The sequence below is a fragment of the Desulfotomaculum sp. genome (genome assembly GCA_003513005.1).
GTDB lineage: Bacteria > Bacillota > Desulfotomaculia > Desulfotomaculales > Nap2-2B > 46-80.
The window spans coordinates 1-17,509 of sequence record DOTD01000039.1 but is presented as its reverse complement, the minus strand read 5'-3'; the positions used below and the strand labels follow the sequence as shown (position 1 = coordinate 17,509).

The 17,509-nt window shown below is 44.1% G+C and carries 15 protein-coding genes; 11 read left to right on the top strand and 4 right to left on the bottom strand.

Annotated features, from left to right (window positions below; genetic code table 11):
- The first annotated feature begins 56 nt into the window (after window positions 1-56).
- The 3 genes from DEH07_04610 to DEH07_04600 all read left to right on the top strand — a co-directional run bounded on the left by DEH07_04610 (window position 57) and on the right by DEH07_04600 (window position 1,332).
- The gene (locus DEH07_04610) at window positions 57-323 is read left to right on the top strand and encodes a hypothetical protein (protein HBY03817.1); all 267 of its coding nucleotides are present in this window, start codon (window positions 57-59) and stop codon (window positions 321-323) included.
- Window positions 324-446: 123 nt separating this feature from the next.
- A complete protein-coding gene (locus tag DEH07_04605; GenBank protein ID HBY03816.1) occupies window positions 447-635 on the top strand; it encodes an RNA-binding protein in 189 nt (62 codons plus the stop codon).
- A gap of 58 nt (window positions 636-693) precedes the next feature.
- Window positions 694-1,332, top strand: coding sequence for a uracil-DNA glycosylase (locus tag DEH07_04600; GenBank protein HBY03815.1), 639 nt, complete (start codon window positions 694-696; stop codon window positions 1,330-1,332).
- A gap of 3 nt (window positions 1,333-1,335) precedes the next feature.
- Here the strand turns inward: DEH07_04600 and DEH07_04595 are convergent, their stop codons facing one another.
- Window positions 1,336-1,632: a hypothetical protein gene (locus DEH07_04595; GenBank protein ID HBY03814.1), complete on the bottom strand. Its 297-nt coding sequence runs from the start codon at window positions 1,630-1,632 to the stop codon at window positions 1,336-1,338.
- A gap of 137 nt (window positions 1,633-1,769) precedes the next feature.
- Between DEH07_04595 and DEH07_04590 the strand changes: the two genes are divergently transcribed.
- Entirely contained in the window at window positions 1,770-3,107 is a 1,338-nt protein-coding gene (locus DEH07_04590; GenBank protein ID HBY03813.1) for a sugar ABC transporter substrate-binding protein, read from the top strand.
- Window positions 3,108-3,139: 32 nt separating this feature from the next.
- Window positions 3,140-5,158 (top strand): excinuclease ABC subunit B, encoded by a 2,019-nt coding sequence (locus DEH07_04585; GenBank protein ID HBY03812.1) that lies wholly within the window; start codon window positions 3,140-3,142, stop codon window positions 5,156-5,158.
- A 2-nt stretch (window positions 5,159-5,160) separates the two neighbouring features.
- Here the strand turns inward: DEH07_04585 and DEH07_04580 are convergent, their stop codons facing one another.
- Both DEH07_04580 and DEH07_04575 read right to left on the bottom strand, forming a co-directional pair.
- Window positions 5,161-5,454: a hypothetical protein gene (locus DEH07_04580; protein HBY03811.1), complete on the bottom strand. Its 294-nt coding sequence runs from the start codon at window positions 5,452-5,454 to the stop codon at window positions 5,161-5,163.
- A 168-nt stretch (window positions 5,455-5,622) separates the two neighbouring features.
- Window positions 5,623-7,884 (bottom strand): cell division protein FtsK, encoded by a 2,262-nt coding sequence (locus DEH07_04575; protein HBY03810.1) that lies wholly within the window; start codon window positions 7,882-7,884, stop codon window positions 5,623-5,625.
- Between the two features lie 388 nt (window positions 7,885-8,272).
- On the opposite strand from DEH07_04575, the gene DEH07_04570 reads away from it, so the two are divergent.
- Both DEH07_04570 and DEH07_04565 read left to right on the top strand, forming a co-directional pair.
- Entirely contained in the window at window positions 8,273-8,896 is a 624-nt protein-coding gene (locus DEH07_04570; GenBank protein ID HBY03809.1) for an RNA polymerase subunit sigma-24, read from the top strand.
- A 3-nt stretch (window positions 8,897-8,899) separates the two neighbouring features.
- Entirely contained in the window at window positions 8,900-9,976 is a 1,077-nt protein-coding gene (locus DEH07_04565) for a hypothetical protein (protein HBY03808.1), read from the top strand.
- On the opposite strand, the gene DEH07_04560 is transcribed toward DEH07_04565, so the two are convergent.
- Entirely contained in the window at window positions 9,973-13,614 is a 3,642-nt protein-coding gene (locus DEH07_04560) for a hypothetical protein (GenBank protein ID HBY03807.1), read from the bottom strand. The genes DEH07_04565 and DEH07_04560 overlap by 4 nt on opposite strands.
- 637 nt (window positions 13,615-14,251) lie before the next feature.
- Between DEH07_04560 and DEH07_04555 the strand changes: the two genes are divergently transcribed.
- The 4 genes from DEH07_04555 to DEH07_04540 all read left to right on the top strand — a co-directional run bounded on the left by DEH07_04555 (window position 14,252) and on the right by DEH07_04540 (window position 17,444).
- Window positions 14,252-15,325 (top strand): undecaprenyl-phosphate alpha-N-acetylglucosaminyl 1-phosphate transferase, encoded by a 1,074-nt coding sequence (locus DEH07_04555; protein HBY03806.1) that lies wholly within the window; start codon window positions 14,252-14,254, stop codon window positions 15,323-15,325.
- A gap of 19 nt (window positions 15,326-15,344) precedes the next feature.
- Window positions 15,345-16,217 (top strand): UTP--glucose-1-phosphate uridylyltransferase, encoded by an 873-nt coding sequence (galU, locus tag DEH07_04550; protein ID HBY03805.1) that lies wholly within the window; start codon window positions 15,345-15,347, stop codon window positions 16,215-16,217.
- A gap of 167 nt (window positions 16,218-16,384) precedes the next feature.
- The gene (locus tag DEH07_04545; GenBank protein ID HBY03804.1) at window positions 16,385-17,122 is read left to right on the top strand and encodes a DUF421 domain-containing protein; all 738 of its coding nucleotides are present in this window, start codon (window positions 16,385-16,387) and stop codon (window positions 17,120-17,122) included.
- A gap of 79 nt (window positions 17,123-17,201) precedes the next feature.
- Window positions 17,202-17,444, top strand: coding sequence for a YlmC/YmxH family sporulation protein (locus DEH07_04540; GenBank protein HBY03803.1), 243 nt, complete (start codon window positions 17,202-17,204; stop codon window positions 17,442-17,444).
- The last annotated feature ends 65 nt before the right edge of the window (window positions 17,445-17,509 follow it).

Genomic DNA, 17,509 nt, shown 5'->3' with positions numbered 1-17,509 from the left:
AAATATTATAAAAAAGGGGCAAGGAAAATTGACTATAAATTTCGAAATTAACTGCTTTGGCCATCAGACATATGAATCCTTCTTGTAAAATAATTGTTGAATCATTAAATCCGGAAAATATCGATCATTTTCGTCGAGCTGGGGCAGATGAAATAATTTGTATTGGGGACATTTCTTCGAAACTAATATTTCGTTCGAGTATGTACTCAGGAGTGACAAATTTATTTCGGGAACTTTTAACAAATGATTATGGCAATGAAATCTATTCGGATAATGAGCTGGAAAGGAACGGTAATACAGGTAATAATAATAATAAGAAATAATACTATTCCAGTGGCATTTATAGTCTCAGAAGATGACCGTTGACAAGTTATTTTAAAGGGTAATATAATTTCTTAAAACGGCTGCAGCAACGCGGCAGTTTATTATTTTTGGGGGTGGGCGTTTTGTGTGAAGCAAACGCATATCTGCGCGAGGGCGGGATTGAGGAGTTATTTTTTGAATCCGTGGATAAAGTAATTCCCCGGGAAGACGGCCTTATCCTGGAAGATATTTTTGGCCGGCGTAAAATAATTAAAGCAAAGATTGCCGAGCTTGCCCTGGTCGACCATAAAATAATTCTGGAAAAGGAATAAAACCCCTCTTTGTATCAAATTATTTGATTTCTTGATCGTACGCAGGAGGGGGACAGAATTGTTTTTTGATGAGTATAACCTATTATCAAACCCGGCTTGGGATCTTTCCGGATATGATAACCTTGCCGAACTGGAAGAGAAGGTAAAAACCTGCAACAGATGTGATCTGCGAGGCGGATGCCGTGGTGTGGTTTTTGGAGAAGGCAGTTTAAAAGCGAGCCTTGTGCTTTGCGGTGAGGGGCCGGGAGCGGACGAGGATGTGCAGGGCAGGCCGTTTGTTGGCAGGGCAGGGCAATTGTTGGATAAAATCCTGCAGGCCTGCGGGTTCGAGAGATTCAACCACGCATATATCCTTAATGTTGTTAAATGCCGGCCTCCGGGCAACAGAACTCCCAGTACAGAAGAGATTACAGCCTGCAGCCCTAACCTGCAGGCCCAATTACGGATTCTAGAGCCAAAGATTCTTGTATTGCTTGGCGGCGCCGCTCTACAGGCTTTACTGGATCCAAAAGGCAAAATAACACGTGAAAGGGGCAACTGGGTAAAAAAAGGTGAGCTTTACATAATGCCTACATACCATCCGGCGGCCCTCTTGCGCAATCCAAACCTGAAAAAGGATACCTGGGAAGATTTCAAGCAGGTAGTGGCCAAATACCGCGAGCTTGTCGATCCCTGCCATTACTCGTCATATTGTTAATTATCATTTAATCACGGGCAGGTTTGACGCCAGCGGTTTGAGTTCATCTGCCGGCCAGGAGGTTGTCCCGAGGCTTTGTGCCTGCTGCAATAAATAAATATACTTTTTTTGAGAGGCAATTATTTTATAGCTTGAATAATCGATAAAATCTTTTTCTGCAAGAGTAAATTCCTTTAACGCTGCCTGCCAGTATATGCGTGCCTCATCTACAGAATCAAGAATAGAAAATAATTTTTCTGCAGGCCGTTTTTCTGCAAAAAGCCTGTAAAACCGCTGCCAGTAAAGTTTAAGTTTTTCCATCCAATCATCCCTTTCTTTTCCATCCTGAATTAATTTGTATGACTAAAATTTGGAATTAAGTACTCATTTAAACGGATTTCATATTTGCTTCCCGGATTAAGCATAATACTGAATAGGTTTAAGAAGGAGAGATATAAATGCTCGTTGCGTTTAAACGGATATTCCCGTTATTGATGGCGGTATGCCTCATTGCGATAAATGGCTGCAGTCAGCAAGCAGAGAGAAAACCAATTGGAGCAAGCCTTAACATTGCTGTATCCTTCTCTGATCTACGGCTGGACGGAAACAAAGTCATTCAACAGGAAATGATGAAGAGAAGTAAAAAAGAAGATATAAAAATAGAATTTCTGGATGCGAAAAATGACCCCCAGGAACAGATCAAGCAGCTCGATCAGGTTTTACAGAAGGGAACAAAACAGCTGAAGGCTGTAGTTGTTCAACCTGTTGATTCAACGTCGGTTAATCCGGTTATCGAACGCTTCAAAAAGGCAAATATAAAAGTATTAGCCCTGGAAACTTTGCCAAGGAATGTTCCGGTAGACGGCTATATAACTTCAGATCACCTTCTTGCCGGCAGGTTGGCAGCAATTTACCTGCTTAAAGCGCTTAACGGCGGTTACACAAATCAGGTTGTTCCTGGAATTGAAAGGCGCCAATTATTGAATACGATTATTATAAGGGGTGACCAGAAAGATCAAATTTCAAATGAAATAGTTGCCGGAATCCGGGATGAATTAAATAAAGAGCCGCGAGTGAAAATTATCGAAGAAATCGTCTATCTAAGGAATGATCCCGGATTGGGCGTTATGTCGGCAGACCAGGTTTTAAACAAGTATAACTACGACAGGATCGATGCCATATTGGCCACTGACAGCAGACTTGTTATGGAGTATGTAAAAGCGTTGAAGTACCGGGGTTTCAGTCATTATATAATTACAGTCGGAGTGGGGGCGAATGAGGAATCTTCAAGGGCATTAATTGAAGGTGGACATAATGCGGAAATAGATACCATGCCCGAATTAGTGGGACAGTATGCCTATGACGCGGCGGTCAGCCTTTCCCAAACGGGCAGCTGGCAGTACGATAACCGTATTTTAAATGGTGATTACGGTGTTCCAACCAGGGTCGTTCCCGTACAGCTGGTTCAAAAAGACAACTCCTACCTGCTTGAACAGCGTTGGGGCAAGGAGAAAGAGCAGGGAGGCGGGCAGGAAAGCATGGAACAAGGAAGTGAAAGCCAGGACAGCAGCGAGGACAGTGAGGGCAGCGGGAGCGGCGGAAGCAGCCAGAGACAGGGGCAAGGAGGCTCAACAGGCGAACAGAAAAATGCCAGGACCAAGTTAAGGATTACAACCCAGGAAGGAAAGAAAGTAGAGGTCGAGATTCCGGGTGAGATAAAAAATATCGAATCGGTTCAGGAAGGGCAGGCCGGCAAGGAGAACGAGGCAGGAAGTGAAAGCGCAGACGGCGAATAACATTAAAAAACTGATCAGTGAAGTGGGATACATTGAATTTTGAATTAAAATCTGATTTCGAGCCCCGCGGTGACCAGCAAAAAGCTATTTTTGAGCTTATCGAAGGCATAAATATGGGTTTTTCCAGGCAGACTTTGCTAGGGGTTACAGGAAGCGGAAAAACATATACGATGGCCCAGGTAATTCAGGCTGTTCAACGCCCCACGCTTATTCTGGCCCCCAATAAAACACTCGCCGCACAACTTTGCGGCGAGTTTAAAGAATTCTTTCCTCTAAATGCTGTTGAGTATTTTATCAGTTACTATGACTACTATCAGCCGGAAGCTTATATCCCCCAGACAGATACATACATCGAAAAGGACTCCTCGGTAAACGAGGAAATCGATAAGCTGCGCCATTCCGCAACCTGCTCTCTCTTTGAACGGCAGGATGTGATTATTGTGGCCAGCGTTTCCTGTATTTACGGCCTTGGTGATCCGGGGGAGTACGGGGATCTGGTAATTTCTCTTCGCAAAGGGGCTGTCTTCGAACGCGGCGCGTTGTTGCGGAAACTGGTGGATATACAGTATCAACGCAATGATATAAGTTTCACCCGCGGGACTTTTCGTGTCCTGGGAGATATAGTGGAAATATACCCGGCCTCTTATACAGAAAGAGCCGTGCGGGTGGATTTACAGGGTGATCAGATTGAGCGCCTGGTTGAATTTGATGTCGTCAGCGGTGAGGTTCTGGGCGCCCGGCAGCATGTTTCAGTTTTTCCGGCCAGTCATTATACAGTCTCGCGATCCCGGCTGGAAAGAGCAATCTCAAATATCGAAATTGAATTAAAAGACCGCCTTGCAGAATTGAATTCCAGGGGTAGAATCCTTGAATTTCAGCGTTTGGAACAGCGTGTAAATTATGAAATAGAAATGATGCGCGAAATGGGATACTGCAAGGGCATTGAAAATTATTCGCGCCACCTGACCGGAAGGCTGCCAGGAGAGCCTCCTTATACGCTGATTGATTATTTCCCTGACGACTTTCTTATGTTCATTGATGAGTCCCATGTTTCAATACCTCAGGTGAGAGGGATGTATGAAGGGGATCGATCACGCAAAGAAACATTGGTGGAGCATGGTTTTCGTTTGCCTTCCGCTTTTGACAACAGGCCTTTAAAATTTGACGAATTTGAAAAAAGGATTAACCGGGTGATCTTTTCATCAGCGACTCCCGGCCCATACGAACTTGAGCATAGCAGACGGATTGTCGAACAAATCATCAGGCCTACAGGCCTGGTGGATCCCGAACTTTCCGTTCGCCCGATACGCGGCCAGATAGATAATCTGCTTGGGGAAGTACGCAGCCGTGTAACCAAAAAGCAGCGTGTTCTTGTAACCACCCTGACCAAGAAAATGGCGGAAGATTTAACCGATTACCTTGGAAGTTTTAATATACAGGCGCGCTACATGCATTCAGACATCAATGCCCTGGAACGTATGGAAATAATCAGGGATCTTCGTCTGGGAGTATTTGATGTTCTGGTAGGGATCAATTTGTTAAGGGAAGGACTGGATCTGCCAGAAGTGAGTCTTGTAGTTATCCTTGATGCGGACAAAGAGGGTTTTCTCCGTTCCGAGCGTTCTCTTATCCAGACAATCGGCAGGGCTGCCCGGAATGTTGAAGGAAAGGTTATCATGTATGCTGATCAGGTAACTGATTCAATGAAAAGGGCTATCGGGGAAACTGAACGGCGGCGAAGGCTTCAGGTGGAATACAACCGGAAATACAATATTACCCCCCGGACGGTAGAGAAGGCTGTCCGGGACTTGATTGAGGCTACCCGCCCTGTTGCCAAGGGAAAAAAACAATCTGACGGCGGCTACGTTAAAAAAAGCGCCAACAAAAAGGAGCTCAAGCAAATTATAATCAAGCTGGAAAAAGAAATGCGCGAATCTGCGCGAAAACTCGAATTTGAACGGGCTGCCGAGCTAAGGGATTTGATTATTGAACTGCGGTTGGAGCTTCACGGCAGGAATAAGGAATTGACTTCCCGCCAGGATATTCTTTAAAATTAAAACTTGATCAATTGACCCGCAATCAGTCCTATAGCTGCGGACACAACAATACATACTCCCACCCAGAGCATATCCTTTTTTACCCGCTGAACGATTTGAACTACCGTTTCGACCTGAGTGTTTTCCTGCGCATTTTTATCTGTCTTTTCTTTAGCCGTTTTTACCCGCTGAACGGCTTGATCTTTAGTTTCAAACTGATCTGTTTCCTGCGTTTTAATAACTGCTTTTTCTTTTGCCATTTCAACCTTAGCGGTTACCCGCTTTTTCTTACCTGCTTTTTCTTTGGCCATTTAATTGCCTCCAGATAATATCAGACACTTTTAGAAAACCGGCTTTATAAAAAAAGAACATCTTATACTTTTATAAGCTTTTAGAAAGCGCCTACCGGACCAGAACCCGTATTAATTTATAAACAGTATAGCATATATTATTTTTTTTGCCATGGAGATTTTTAAGGTTTAGATTTGCTTGAATGATTGCTGGAACTGTTCCAGGGTCATTAAGATTGACCGCGGTTTACTTCCTTCGAAACTGCCTACTATTCCGCGCTGCTCCATTATGTCAACCAGCCTGGCTGCCCGGGCGTATCCGATATGAAATCTTCTCTGAAGCATTGAAACCGAAGCGTTTCCCTGTTCGATAAATAACTGTACAGCCTGTGGAAGGAGGCTGTCATCCTGTTCAGAAAAGGAGACGTTTTCTTCATCGGGAACATTGGCCATGTCTGGATTGTAATTTGGCTGGGCCTGTTCTTTGAGGAAGCTGACCAAGTTTTCAGTGTCTTTGTCGGCCAAAAATGCTCCCTGGATTCTTGCCGGTTTGGAAGAACCAACGGGAAAGAACAACATATCTCCCCTCCCGAGCAATTTTTCCGCGCCGCCCGTATCAAGAATAGTTCTTGAATCCATCTGGGAAGATACCGCAAAAGAGGCGCGGGAGGGTATGTTTGCCTTAATCAGTCCCGTGATGACATCTACTGAAGGCCGTTGGGTGGCCAGCACGAGGTGTATTCCCGCTGCCCTGGCCATCTGAGCGAGCCGGCAAATAGAATCCTCTACTTCTGCAGGCGCAATCATCATCAGGTCTGAAAGCTCGTCAATGATGATCAGAATTAAGGGCAGCGTGCCATTGCTGTTCAAAGTCTGGGTTGCATCCACGGACCCGGCCGGAAATCTGTCTTCGCCGAATTCTTTCTGGAGTTCCGCCTGCATTTTGTTGTACCGGATTATGTCCCGTGCTCCCACTGCGGCAAATAAATCATATCTTTGTTCCATTTCTTTAACCGCCCAGTGCAGGATTCCGGATGCTTTTTTAGGGTTTGTAACCACGGGGGTAATCAGGTGGGGAATACCATTATAGTTGGTAAGTTCAACCATCTTGGGATCGATTAAGATTATTTTTACTTCCTCAGGTGTGGCCTTGAACAGGATACTAGCCACTATTGTGTTGATACAGACGCTCTTCCCGGATCCGGTTGCCCCTGCTATAAGGAGATGAGGCATTTGGGAAAGATCCGTAACAACTGGCGCGCCCGATATGTCCTTGCCCAAAGCAACCGTGATTTTTGAGGAGGCTGCGCCGAATTCTTTGCTTTCAACCAGTTCTTTCATGTGGACGGTGGAAATTTCTTTGTTAGGGACCTCGATGCCTATAGCTGCCTTGCCGGGAATTGGAGCTTCGATGCGTACATGCGAAGCGGCCAGCGCAAGTGATAAGTCGTCGGAAAGACCGACAATCCTGCTTACTTTTATGCCTGCAGGAGGCTGTATTTCGTAACGTGTGATAGCAGGGCCTACTGTTACCTGGGTCACACGGACATTAATTCCGAAGCTGGCCAGCGTCTCTTCAAGGGTGCGTTTTTTTTCGTTGATTTCCTTATCCGTTACAGTATGATCCCTGGTTTTTTTCCAGTTTAACAAGGATGTCGGCGGAAGGCAAAATGTTATACCGTCGGAGGCCGCTGAAAGCTTGAAAGGCTGCTGTTTTGCTTTCGTTCTTCCTGTTTTTTCGGAAACTGTATGAATTTGAGCCTCATCATTAATTTCCTGTGCTTCTCCGTCAGATTTTTTGTCCTGGATTAAGGCTGACGGGAGAAAAACCGGGGTGTCTTCATCGTTGTTGACAATTAAGGTATTTGCCTGTGTATTATTTATCTCAGCAGTGTTTTCTCCGTCCTCTTCAGCTTCAATGAAAATAAAGTCAGTAATTTTATCATACGCCTTTTTAATTGCCGTACTGGAATAATTGACCAGAATGCCGCATAAACGGGAGACGGGCAGTTGCGTTAAAAGAACAATTGAAATGATCATCAAGGAGGACAGGATAATATAGCTGCCTGTTTGATCGAAGTATTTTAGAAGCAGATAACTTCCGGCGGCTCCTAAAATACCCCCTCCGGCGCCTTTTTGTCCGGCTTTGAAGGAAGACTCGACAGGTATGGAAAGATGGATAAGACTCAGGATTAAAAACAACAGCAGCAATATCCCGATTATCTGTGTGTCCAGTTTAATTTTATTACGCTCCCGGATAATCTTTATTCCCAGGAGTAAAAAAAGGGCCGGAATAAGTATACGTCCTTGCCCGGCTGCAGCAGAAAGGCACTGATTTAAGAATTGTCCAACCGCGCCGACAGCATGTGTAAATAAACTTACCAGGCCTAAAAGAGCGAACGTAATTGCGGCAATTCCATAAAGCTCGGATTTTAATTCATTCTCGAGCATCTTGGACACCTAATTTCCCTCCGTTGCTTTTTTACATGATAAGTTCCGACAAGATTCCCCTTATCTCACCATATTTTTGAGCTTACCATATAATGGTCAAATAGGCAAGTCCAGCTATGAAAAGAAAATATTTATTTTTTTAAGAGGCGATTATTAAGCACGCAGGCAGTTGACCTTCCTAATGCAAATGAAATTATATTAATATCTGGTTCTTATGTCAGTACCTAGTGGGAGATGATTTAGATATTAAACTGTTTACGGAGTTAACATTTAGTAATATAATGGTTAAAAAACCGGAATATTTCACTTGAAATGTGGAACTTTTAACTCATATATAGTGTCTAATAAGGTAAAGTGAAGTTTCCGGCTCCGGCAGGAGTGTTATCCTTTGGAAGCCGTTAAACAGCTTGTTGAAAAATCCTTAGAAAATGACCTGTCTGCTTTTGAGCAGTTAATCAACATATATCAGGGCAGGGTTTATACCCTGAGTTACCAGTTGACAAACAGTTATGCGGATGCCCAGGATCTTACCCAGGAGGTTTTCATAAAAGCTTATTATTCTTTAAAGGGTTTCCGGAACGAAGCTGATTTCGGTACCTGGTTGCACAAGATAACCGTAAATATGTGGTTAAATACGAAACGTAAGAGGAGTATACAAAACGCAGTATCCTTAAACGAGCCAATTTCAGACGGAGAAAATGAGGTTTACCGTGATTTGGCTGCTACAGACGGTGATCCTGAGCAAAGTCTTGAAAGCAAAGAATTTAACGGCCTTGTAAGAAGAGCGCTGGGTGAGCTTTCCCGGGAATACCAGGCAGTGGTAATTCTTCGGGAAATAGAAGGTTATTCATATGAAGAAATGTCACTGATTATGAACTGTTCTCTTGGCACCGTTAAATCCCGTTTAAACAGGGCCAGGCAGGTTTTAAAACAGCAGGTAATCAAGTTGGCCAAGGAATCGGGTTATGTTATTCCTGGAACCCGTAAAAACCGGGTTACAGAAGAGGTGTAGTAAATGAACTGCCGAAAAGCAAAAAGCATTTTAGTGTCAGATGAGCCGTTGTTTAATGAGCATCGCGCCTTGTCCGATCATTTGGCAGTTTGCAGCGGATGTGCTATGGAAGCCGAGCATTTCAATGCAATCAGCAAAGCGTTGCGTGAAATGAACAGTCCTGTAAAAGCGCCTGACGGACTTGCCGCACAGGTAATAAACAGACTGCGTTCGGAAAGCGCCAACCAGGGAGAAGTATATTCTCCCGCGTTTAACCTCCGCTTCCGGTGGTCTCAGGCATGGAAAAGAAGCCTTGCCGCGGCCGCCGCCGCTGTTTTGCTGATTGGCGGTTCGATGGGAGTAGCAGCCAGATTAGGGGTGCTGAATATTTCCGGAAATCCAGCTTTCATTGTTAAACATACACCTCCTTTAAATCAACCCGCTGTCGAAGTTCCTGTACAAGTTCCAGAAACACAAATAGCATCACCGACTGGAAACGAATCTAATCAACCTCAACAAAATAATCTTCCGGAATCTGGACAAACCACGGATCCGGAATCTGGACAAACCACGGATAATGTATCCGCAAAACAAGCGACGGCAGAACAAAAAACGCCACATCAGGCAGCGGTCCAACAAACAACAACTGAGCCAAGGGTATTTTTGAATGTTCCCCGTTCAATAGAATGTATTCTCTGGAAGATTAAAGTTACCGATATCAATAGCGCTACTGACAGGGTGCTTGCCTGGGCAAAGACAGGCGGCATTTCTTATTCGGTAGAAAATGAGATTCCGTTGGATGATGGCCGGACTATAGACATATTCCGTTTTGGAGCGCCAAAAGCAAGCGCTGATGAATTCAGCGATTTTATTTCCGGACTTGGCGATACTCTTGAAAAGGACAGAAATATACGGGATGTAACAGGTGAGTTCTCGGGCAAATTGGAAAGATATCACAGCCTGCTTGCCCAGAAAGATAATTCTAATGGCCAGCAAACAAAGCAACTGGACGCAGAAATAAAAGCGGTAGAATCCGAACTGACCCTAATGGATAAGGAAACCCAGGAACAGGTAGTATTTATCGTCTGGCTCCAAAATTAATTTTTTAATAGCTTAGCCGTCTGCCAGATAAGGTAAGCGGCTTCACACCTTGTAATATAATTCTGCGGCGCATTCTTTTCTAACAGCGACTCGCTAAAGCCGGCTACGAGGGAATCTATCCCTTGTGCATCAAGGTTAAAGCGGTCTTTATTTTTTTTCAGAGCTGTCGTCAGAAGTGATTCTGCTTCTTTCAAAGAGAGCGGCTGGCTGATGTAGAGATCCAGGTCGGGTAATCCGCCGCTGATCAGTTTGTACTGCAGTGCAATGTTTAACGTCTGTTTTGCCCAGGAAGAAGCCCGGGTGTCAGGTGTCTGTTCTGTTTCTGTTAGCCCAATCAGTCTGATTAACATGGCGATATATTCGCCTCTGGTAACATTTTTACCGGGCTTATAGCTTTTATCCGGATATCCGGTCAGCAGCCCTTTTGAAGCAAGAGAAGTTATTTCTTTTTCAAAAGTATTGCCGCTGATATCATTGAAAAATTCCGGAACATTGATATACATTCCGGCTACTCCCCCCGACAGGCGATCTACTGCCACTGCCTGAACAGATTTAACATCCGGTTGACTTAAGGAAATACTAAAACGGCCGTCAGATTCCGGCAGTATTTCTATCGATTTTTCAAGGCCCAGATAGAAATAAACGCAATCTCCGTTTGTAGAACCACTCAGGTTTATATTCTTCCCTTCCCGTTGACAGGAAATCTGCAGTCGGGGTGGTTTATTTTCGGTAGTTGCTTTGAGACAGGAGATAATGCTGTCATCACTTTTGGGTACCTTTAGAAGAGTATAGGTAACCTGTTCACCGGGTAAGACGTCATTCATCATAACCGGATATCCGTTTTTAATTACCATAGTGCGTGATGAAATAAACGCCTGGTCGCCGGGCGAAAATTCGGTCAGTCCGGTGTCCCTGTTAAATGAAGAAAGGGTTCCCTTTTCCTCTTTCAATGTATCAGCTGCATCCAGGCGATAAACTGACTGCCCAGTAGAGTCAAGGGCAAGGCGGACATATTCTCCCGGAAGCAGTGAGTTCAGGCTGCTTGCTTGCTGCCAACGGAATACCTGTATCTGTTCTGAATGATTAAAGGTACGCAGGTGGTTCTGGTAATCGAGAATATAAAGTCTATTTTCCAGATCGCTGTAGAAAACTATCTTACCATAACAAACCAGTGAATTAGCTATTACCGAAATTACTGTCTGATCAGCCATAACAAGTGTAAGGTGGTAACCAGGCTTTAGCTCGCTAAAGTTGGAAGGTTTGTTATCAATGGTGACCGGCGCGTTATCAATCACCTGGTATTTTTTACCTCCCAGGAGAATCAGTTCGTCATTGACAGGATCAATATATTGACACTGCCCAGTGACCAGAGAACGGTTGGCGGCTATATAGCCCACTTTGCCATCCGACGGCGCGCCGATTAACCGGACTGACATACCCGGCGCCAGTTGTTCAAGATTTCGAAGAGCCGGGGCGCCAAAAGGAAGATCCTCGCGGCTGCCCTTAACCATTGAATCGGTAAAGGAAAAAAATACATCATCGGCCAGTAAATAGGGCTGCTGCTGTTTAAAAATGTAAACCTGTTTTTTATCTGTATCTATTTCGTTCAGGATTCCTTCTTTTGTAAAATAATCGGTCTTTATCCACCAGATTGTTTGAGAGGTAGGATTGACCGAGGCAAAAACTTCAACACCACCAGGAATTGAGTTAAGATTAGTTGTTTTCTGCCCGTTAACTGAAATAATTGAGCCAGGGTGAAGGTAATATCCTCCTTCTTGTTTTGAGGCGTTCATTTCAAGCCAAAGAGTCCCGCTTGATAACGTTAAAGGTTCTGTTGATTTGTTCCTCCAGATTATACCGCTTAAATACAGGTGATTTTCCTGAAGGCCAAGATAGGCATTTTCACCGGGATAAATATTTTGTGGACTCCATTGTGTTAAATCCGGTCCGCCCAGTGAAATTTTTCCCGCTGCAGGAATAGGTATCTTCTCCCCGCTGACAAGTGTTATTGTATTTGATTTTTGATTAATCTGATCAACTATGTCCGTTTTCAGAGGCTGGCCGTAAACTATGGAAAAATCTTGCGCAGGCGCTTTCCGGGCTTTTATCTCCCGGGTAAGCTTGCTGGCTTTTACTTCAATTTTATAAATACCCGGTTTTGGCGCTGAAACAAACACCTGCTCAATATTATTCTTGTTATCTTTAAGACCTTTATAACCTTTATTAAAGCTGTCGTTTCCGAAACAAACCTCACCGTCAGGCCCGGTTACTGTAAGATCTAAATCATTTACAAGAGCGGCAGCGGCGCCTGGAACAGCTTCCGGATCCGTCCAGGCAAGGGTTGCCACAAATGGTTCGCCTTCATCAGTAACAGTGTAGTCATAAGTTCTGACTTGACCCTGTCGGAGGGGATTTTGTTCATCATCGAAAAGAAAAGATTTTTCTTTTAGAGCCAGAACAGTATTGCAGATATCCAGCTTTCCGAAGCCTGCTCCGGTATTGTCCGGTAATGGCTGCGCTCCGTTGACCAGCGCCGCTTTCATTAACGCAGCGGATGGATAACGAAGATTGAACTCTTTCAGGAAAAATTCACGCAGTAAAGCCGCCGCTCCCCCTGCTACAGCGGCTGCCATACTTGTTCCTTGCATCTTTGTATAAGCCGTGTTTGTGATAAAGTTGCTTTTTATAAGAGGCGCCGCAGCAGAAATGATCCCCGAGCCCGGGGCGACCAGATCTGGTTTTAAGCGTCCGTCGGAAGTTGGACCGCGGCTTGAAAAACTGGCTAACTGAGTTGCGTTATCCTCGCCTGGCCCAAATGCTGGTCTTGCTCCTTCACTTGCTCCTATGACCAGGGAATTCTTACTGTTTGCCTGTTGTGTGAGAGTTCCGCTGTTTGGTCCGTCGTTGCCGGCGCCGAAAATAACCAGAAAATCAGGATGTTTTCGGATATATGCGTCTATCTGAGAAGCGCTGTACAAATAGGCATTGTTTTTTCCACCCCATCCGTTGATATGGATCCTTGCCGACGCGTCATAGGCAGGCTGAAAAAGTCTATCGATGTTCAGCGGTGGGGAAGCTTCTCCCTCAGAATTTAGAATGCATTGAAAATAAATACTTGCTTCCGGCGCTATGCCCCTGTATTTTCCATTAGAAGCGGCGCCGGTTCCGGCTGCAGTAGATGCCATATGTGTACCATGACCGTTTGGGTCGTCAGTTTCTTTCCTGTCAGTATAAGATTTGAGCATGACTACTTTGGGATACTGCCCGGTCTGGCTTTTCAGATCCGGATGAGGATTGTTCATCTGGCCATTACCCAGGCCGCTGTCGGCAAGGGCAATGATCTGTCCTTTCCCGGTAAGCCCCTCCGGGCAGACAAAGTCACGCGTTGCCAGTGGTTCTGCGCCAATAATTGCCGCCGAGCGGTCATTCAGAAAGGAAATCCCAGATTGGACCGGGGCTGTTTTACAAATTTCACTCAGGTGAAGCAGGGGATTAAGGCAAACAGACACAGCGCAGATTAATAAGCTTAATGGAAGCGTTGAAAAGAAAAAAGAACGTATTTTTTTTTGAATTAACGGAAACAAGTTCATTTTTTTACCTGCCGTACCATGATAGACTTTAAAGAAATTCGACAACAAAGTTTTTATTCCTCCTTGGAGTCGTACCAGTTATTGACTTGTTTAGGATAATGCAGGCAAGAAGCTGTTAGAAAAAGTAAATAATGCATTTTTCGAGTATTTTTCAAATAAAACGTTAATTGCATGGTGGATATAAATCTGTTATAATAGAGATATTCTGAATAGAGATATTCTGTTTGAAAAAGTTGATAAATTGGTGAATTTGGCATTTCAAAATCCAAAACTTCTTCGTTATAGAGACCAATTTGGCGTTAATCAAGGGATTGACGATTGAAATATCTCCACTATGTAATTAGTGTTTTTTTCAAATAAAGTGAAAGGAAATGTCCTTATCTGCATTGAATTAATCTAATGAAGTAATCTATTATCTAATGAAGTAATCTATTGAGGTGATAAAAATAGCGCGACGGTCATGGCGGCTATGATCCCGAGAACAATAAACATCCAAATAGGAAAGAGTGATAACACGTGAAATAGCGAATAAGGGCGAATAACAGCGAATAATTAAGCAGGCTTGTCCCTTGGCTTTTTTTCAGCAGTATTATTGCATACAAGGTCAATTCCTTGTGTTTGTTGAAAGATTAGTCAAATGGTAGAATAGATAGGATATTTTTACTTTTGATTTTTGGAGATAAAAGTGGAAAAACTGTTAGCTCCTATTTTAGCGTTTTTTATTGCATTATTGATTACTCCTGCAGTAAGGAAGTTGGCTTTTGCTTGGGGAGCGGTTGATCTGCCCAATCCACGCAAGGTTCACCAGCACGTAATGCCCCGCCTGGGCGGACTGGCAATTTACGTGGCTTTTGTAATTCCGTTGCTTCTGACAATGCCTGTCGGTCCTGTCTTCGGCCTGGTTACAGGGGTTTCTTTGATTGTATTAATCGGGGTGATAGACGATATTAAGGGACTTTCTCCGTGGGTAAAGCTCGGAGGACAGATTTTAGCAGCTTATTCACTTATTTTATTTAATATCCAGATAGGTTTTGTGACTAATCCTTTTAACGGACATAGTATCGTACTTGGTTGGTGGGGAATCCCCATTACAATATTCTGGGTGGTAGCGGTAACTAACGCTATTAACCTGATCGACGGTTTGGACGGTTTGGCTGGAGGGGTTTCCTGCATTGCGGCGCTTACTATAGCAGCGGTGGGATGGACACAGTGGAAGTTTTTTGGCGTCGCCGGTCAGCAGGAAATTATTATGCTCGCTATTATTTTAGCAGCGGCGATTGTTGGTTTTCTGCGGCATAATATATACCCGGCAAGCATCTTTCTCGGAGATACCGGATCTATGCTCCTCGGTTTTACTCTTTCCGCAGTTTCAGTTTTAGGTTTAACAAAAAGCGCTACGGCTGTGTCAGTTTTTATTCCTCTTGTGATTCTTGGCATTCCGCTGTTTGATGTCCTGCTGGCCGTTTTCCGGCGTTACCATCTTCGCAAACCAATTTTTCAGGCAGACAGGGAGCATATTCACCATAAGTTGATGAGTTTAGGTTTTAATCATCGTCAGACAGTAGCGGTTATTTACGGAATAAGCTTCTTATTGGGAGTAAGCGCCGTAGTATTAAATATGGTTACATCAGATCAGGCAATGGTTCTTCTGGTTATTCTAGCTGGTCTGGTTATAATTCTTTCCGGTAAAATTGGCCTGTTCAGCGTCTCCAAAAGGACAAGCCGAACCGCTTCACGAAGTTCCTCCCAGCATCTTTAGAGTATAAGAGGTGTAGATATTGCGCGTTACCAAGGCTGTTATTCCGGCTGCCGGTTTGGGAGTCCGTTTTTTACCCGCTACTAAAGCGCAGCCAAAAGAGATGCTGCCCGTAGTGGATAAACCGGTTATCCAGTACATAGTGGAAGAAGCGGTCGAATCAGGCATTGAAAACATTCTTATTGTTACCGGCCAGGGGAAGAAGTCTATTGAGGATCATTTCGATAAATCGCAGTTACTTGAGGAACACCTACAGGAAAAAGGGAAAGTTGCTCTTTTAAACCTGGTCAGGGAGATCAGTGAGATCGCCGACCTGCATTATGTCCGCCAAAAGGAACCGCGCGGACTTGGACACGCTATTTATTGCGCACGCAGGTTTGTTGGAGACGAGCCTTTTGCAGTCCTTTTGGGAGACGATCTGGTCAGAAGTGAAAAACCGTGTTTGAAGCAGTTGCTTGAACTTTATGACGAAGTCCAAAGCACCGTTCTTGCGGTTAAGGAAGTGCCCGCGGCGGAGGTAAACAAATACGGAATCCTGGATGCTGATTTTTTGCGTGAAGGTGTTTACTATATCCGCGATTTGGTAGAAAAGCCTCCTGTTGATCAAGCTCCCTCCAGGTTGGCTATTATGGGCCGTTATGTAATTAGCCCTTCTATTTTTCCCATACTTGAAAATACACCCCCGGGTCAGGGCGGGGAAATTCAGCTTACTGACGCTTTAAAGGTTTTGTCTAAAGAAGAGCCTCTATATGGAATCAACTTCGAGGGACGCCGTTATGACGTTGGCGACAAACTTGGCTACCTAATGGCAACGGTAGAATTCGCCCTGGATTATCCTGAACTGGGCAAGGATTTTGAGTCGTATCTGAAACAGCTTGTAAGTACTCTGGGTTGATTTGCTGAAGATAAGCGATCAACATTAGCTTCTTTTGATTCAGTTGTAAAAGCAGTCTCCCTTTCTTTAACAATGTTTAAAAATCCTCCCTTCCATTTCATTTACAACGTATAATTCAATTATCTGCTGTTAAACTAAGATCATTATATCCGCAGGGGTGGTGGATTATGAATCCTTTTTTGGATATTTTGGTCAGGGGCATGGGCGCGTTCATTACCGTGATTATTATTTCCCGCGCGATAGGAAATTCTCAAGTGGGGCAGTTAACCATCAGTGACTTTGTAAATGCTATCTTAATCGGTTCGATTGCCGCAAACATGGTTACGAGCCTTAATGAAAGCGGGTGGCCGCTTTTTTTTGGGCTTGTCTTAATCGGCCTTTTTACACTTGGCGCCGAAACCCTTGCTTTAAAATATCGGCCGGCGAGAAAAATTATTGAGGGAGAACCTGTTGTACTGGTTCACAATGGTAAAATACTTGAGGATAATATGAAGAAGCTAATTTACCACGTTGATGATTTAATGATGCAGTTAAGGGATAAAAATGTTTTTAATATAGCTGATGTTGAATTTGCCATTTCTGAGCCTAACGGAAAGCTGAGTGTGCTTCTTAAAAGCCAGAAACGTCCTGTTACACCTCACGACCTGCAGCTTTCCACAACTTATGAAGGAGTGCCTTCCGAAATGATCTCGGACGGGATAGTTATCATGCAGAATTTAAAGCAAAACAATCTTACCGAGGAATGGTTGTACAAAGAACTTGAAAAACAGGGTATCAAGTCTGTCAAGGAAGTATTTTATGCCAGCCTTGATGCAAAGGGCCAGCTGTATATCGACAAGAAACAGGATGACCTGGGAAATGTTACTGATATAACCGATAAACTTCCGGGTGAGATGCCCCAATAACAAGGTGTGATTTTTCCCGTTGATGTTATCACCTTTTCTGCCTGTTCGCATATGATAGGGGCACAGGAGGTGAAAAACATTGTTTAAGGTGTCGGATTTGAACAAGCGTGATATAGTGAATGTTGTTGACGGTTCGAAACTGGGGCCGGTGAAAGATATTCATATAGATGTTGAGAAAGGGACGATTGAAGCAATAATCCTGCAGGGCTCGCGCCGTTTCTGGCTTTTTTCGAGCAGAAAAGATTTTATTGTTCCCTGGGGAGCAGTAAAGAAACTCGGCAAGGACGCTGTTTTAATTGAGATGCACGATTGGACGGTATGACTGTGCGGCATACAATCCCGGCGCTTCGAAAAGCGCCGTTTTATTCTACTTTAGTGAGTTCTCCT

Bases quoted from the DNA above. Each gene is read 5' to 3' on its own strand.
- DEH07_04595 (HBY03814.1), bottom strand. From the start codon at position 1,632: ATGGAAAAACTTAAACTTTACTGGCAGCGGTTTTACAGGCTTTTTGCA.
- DEH07_04590 (HBY03813.1), top strand. From the start codon at position 1,770: ATGCTCGTTGCGTTTAAACGGATATTCCCGTTATTGATGGCGGTATGC.
- DEH07_04580 (HBY03811.1), bottom strand. From the start codon at position 5,454: ATGGCCAAAGAAAAAGCAGGTAAGAAAAAGCGGGTAACCGCTAAGGTT.
- DEH07_04575 (HBY03810.1), bottom strand. From the start codon at position 7,884: ATGCTCGAGAATGAATTAAAATCCGAGCTTTATGGAATTGCCGCAATT.
- DEH07_04565 (HBY03808.1), top strand. From the start codon at position 8,900: ATGAACTGCCGAAAAGCAAAAAGCATTTTAGTGTCAGATGAGCCGTTG.
- DEH07_04545 (HBY03804.1), top strand. From the start codon at position 16,385: ATGAATCCTTTTTTGGATATTTTGGTCAGGGGCATGGGCGCGTTCATT.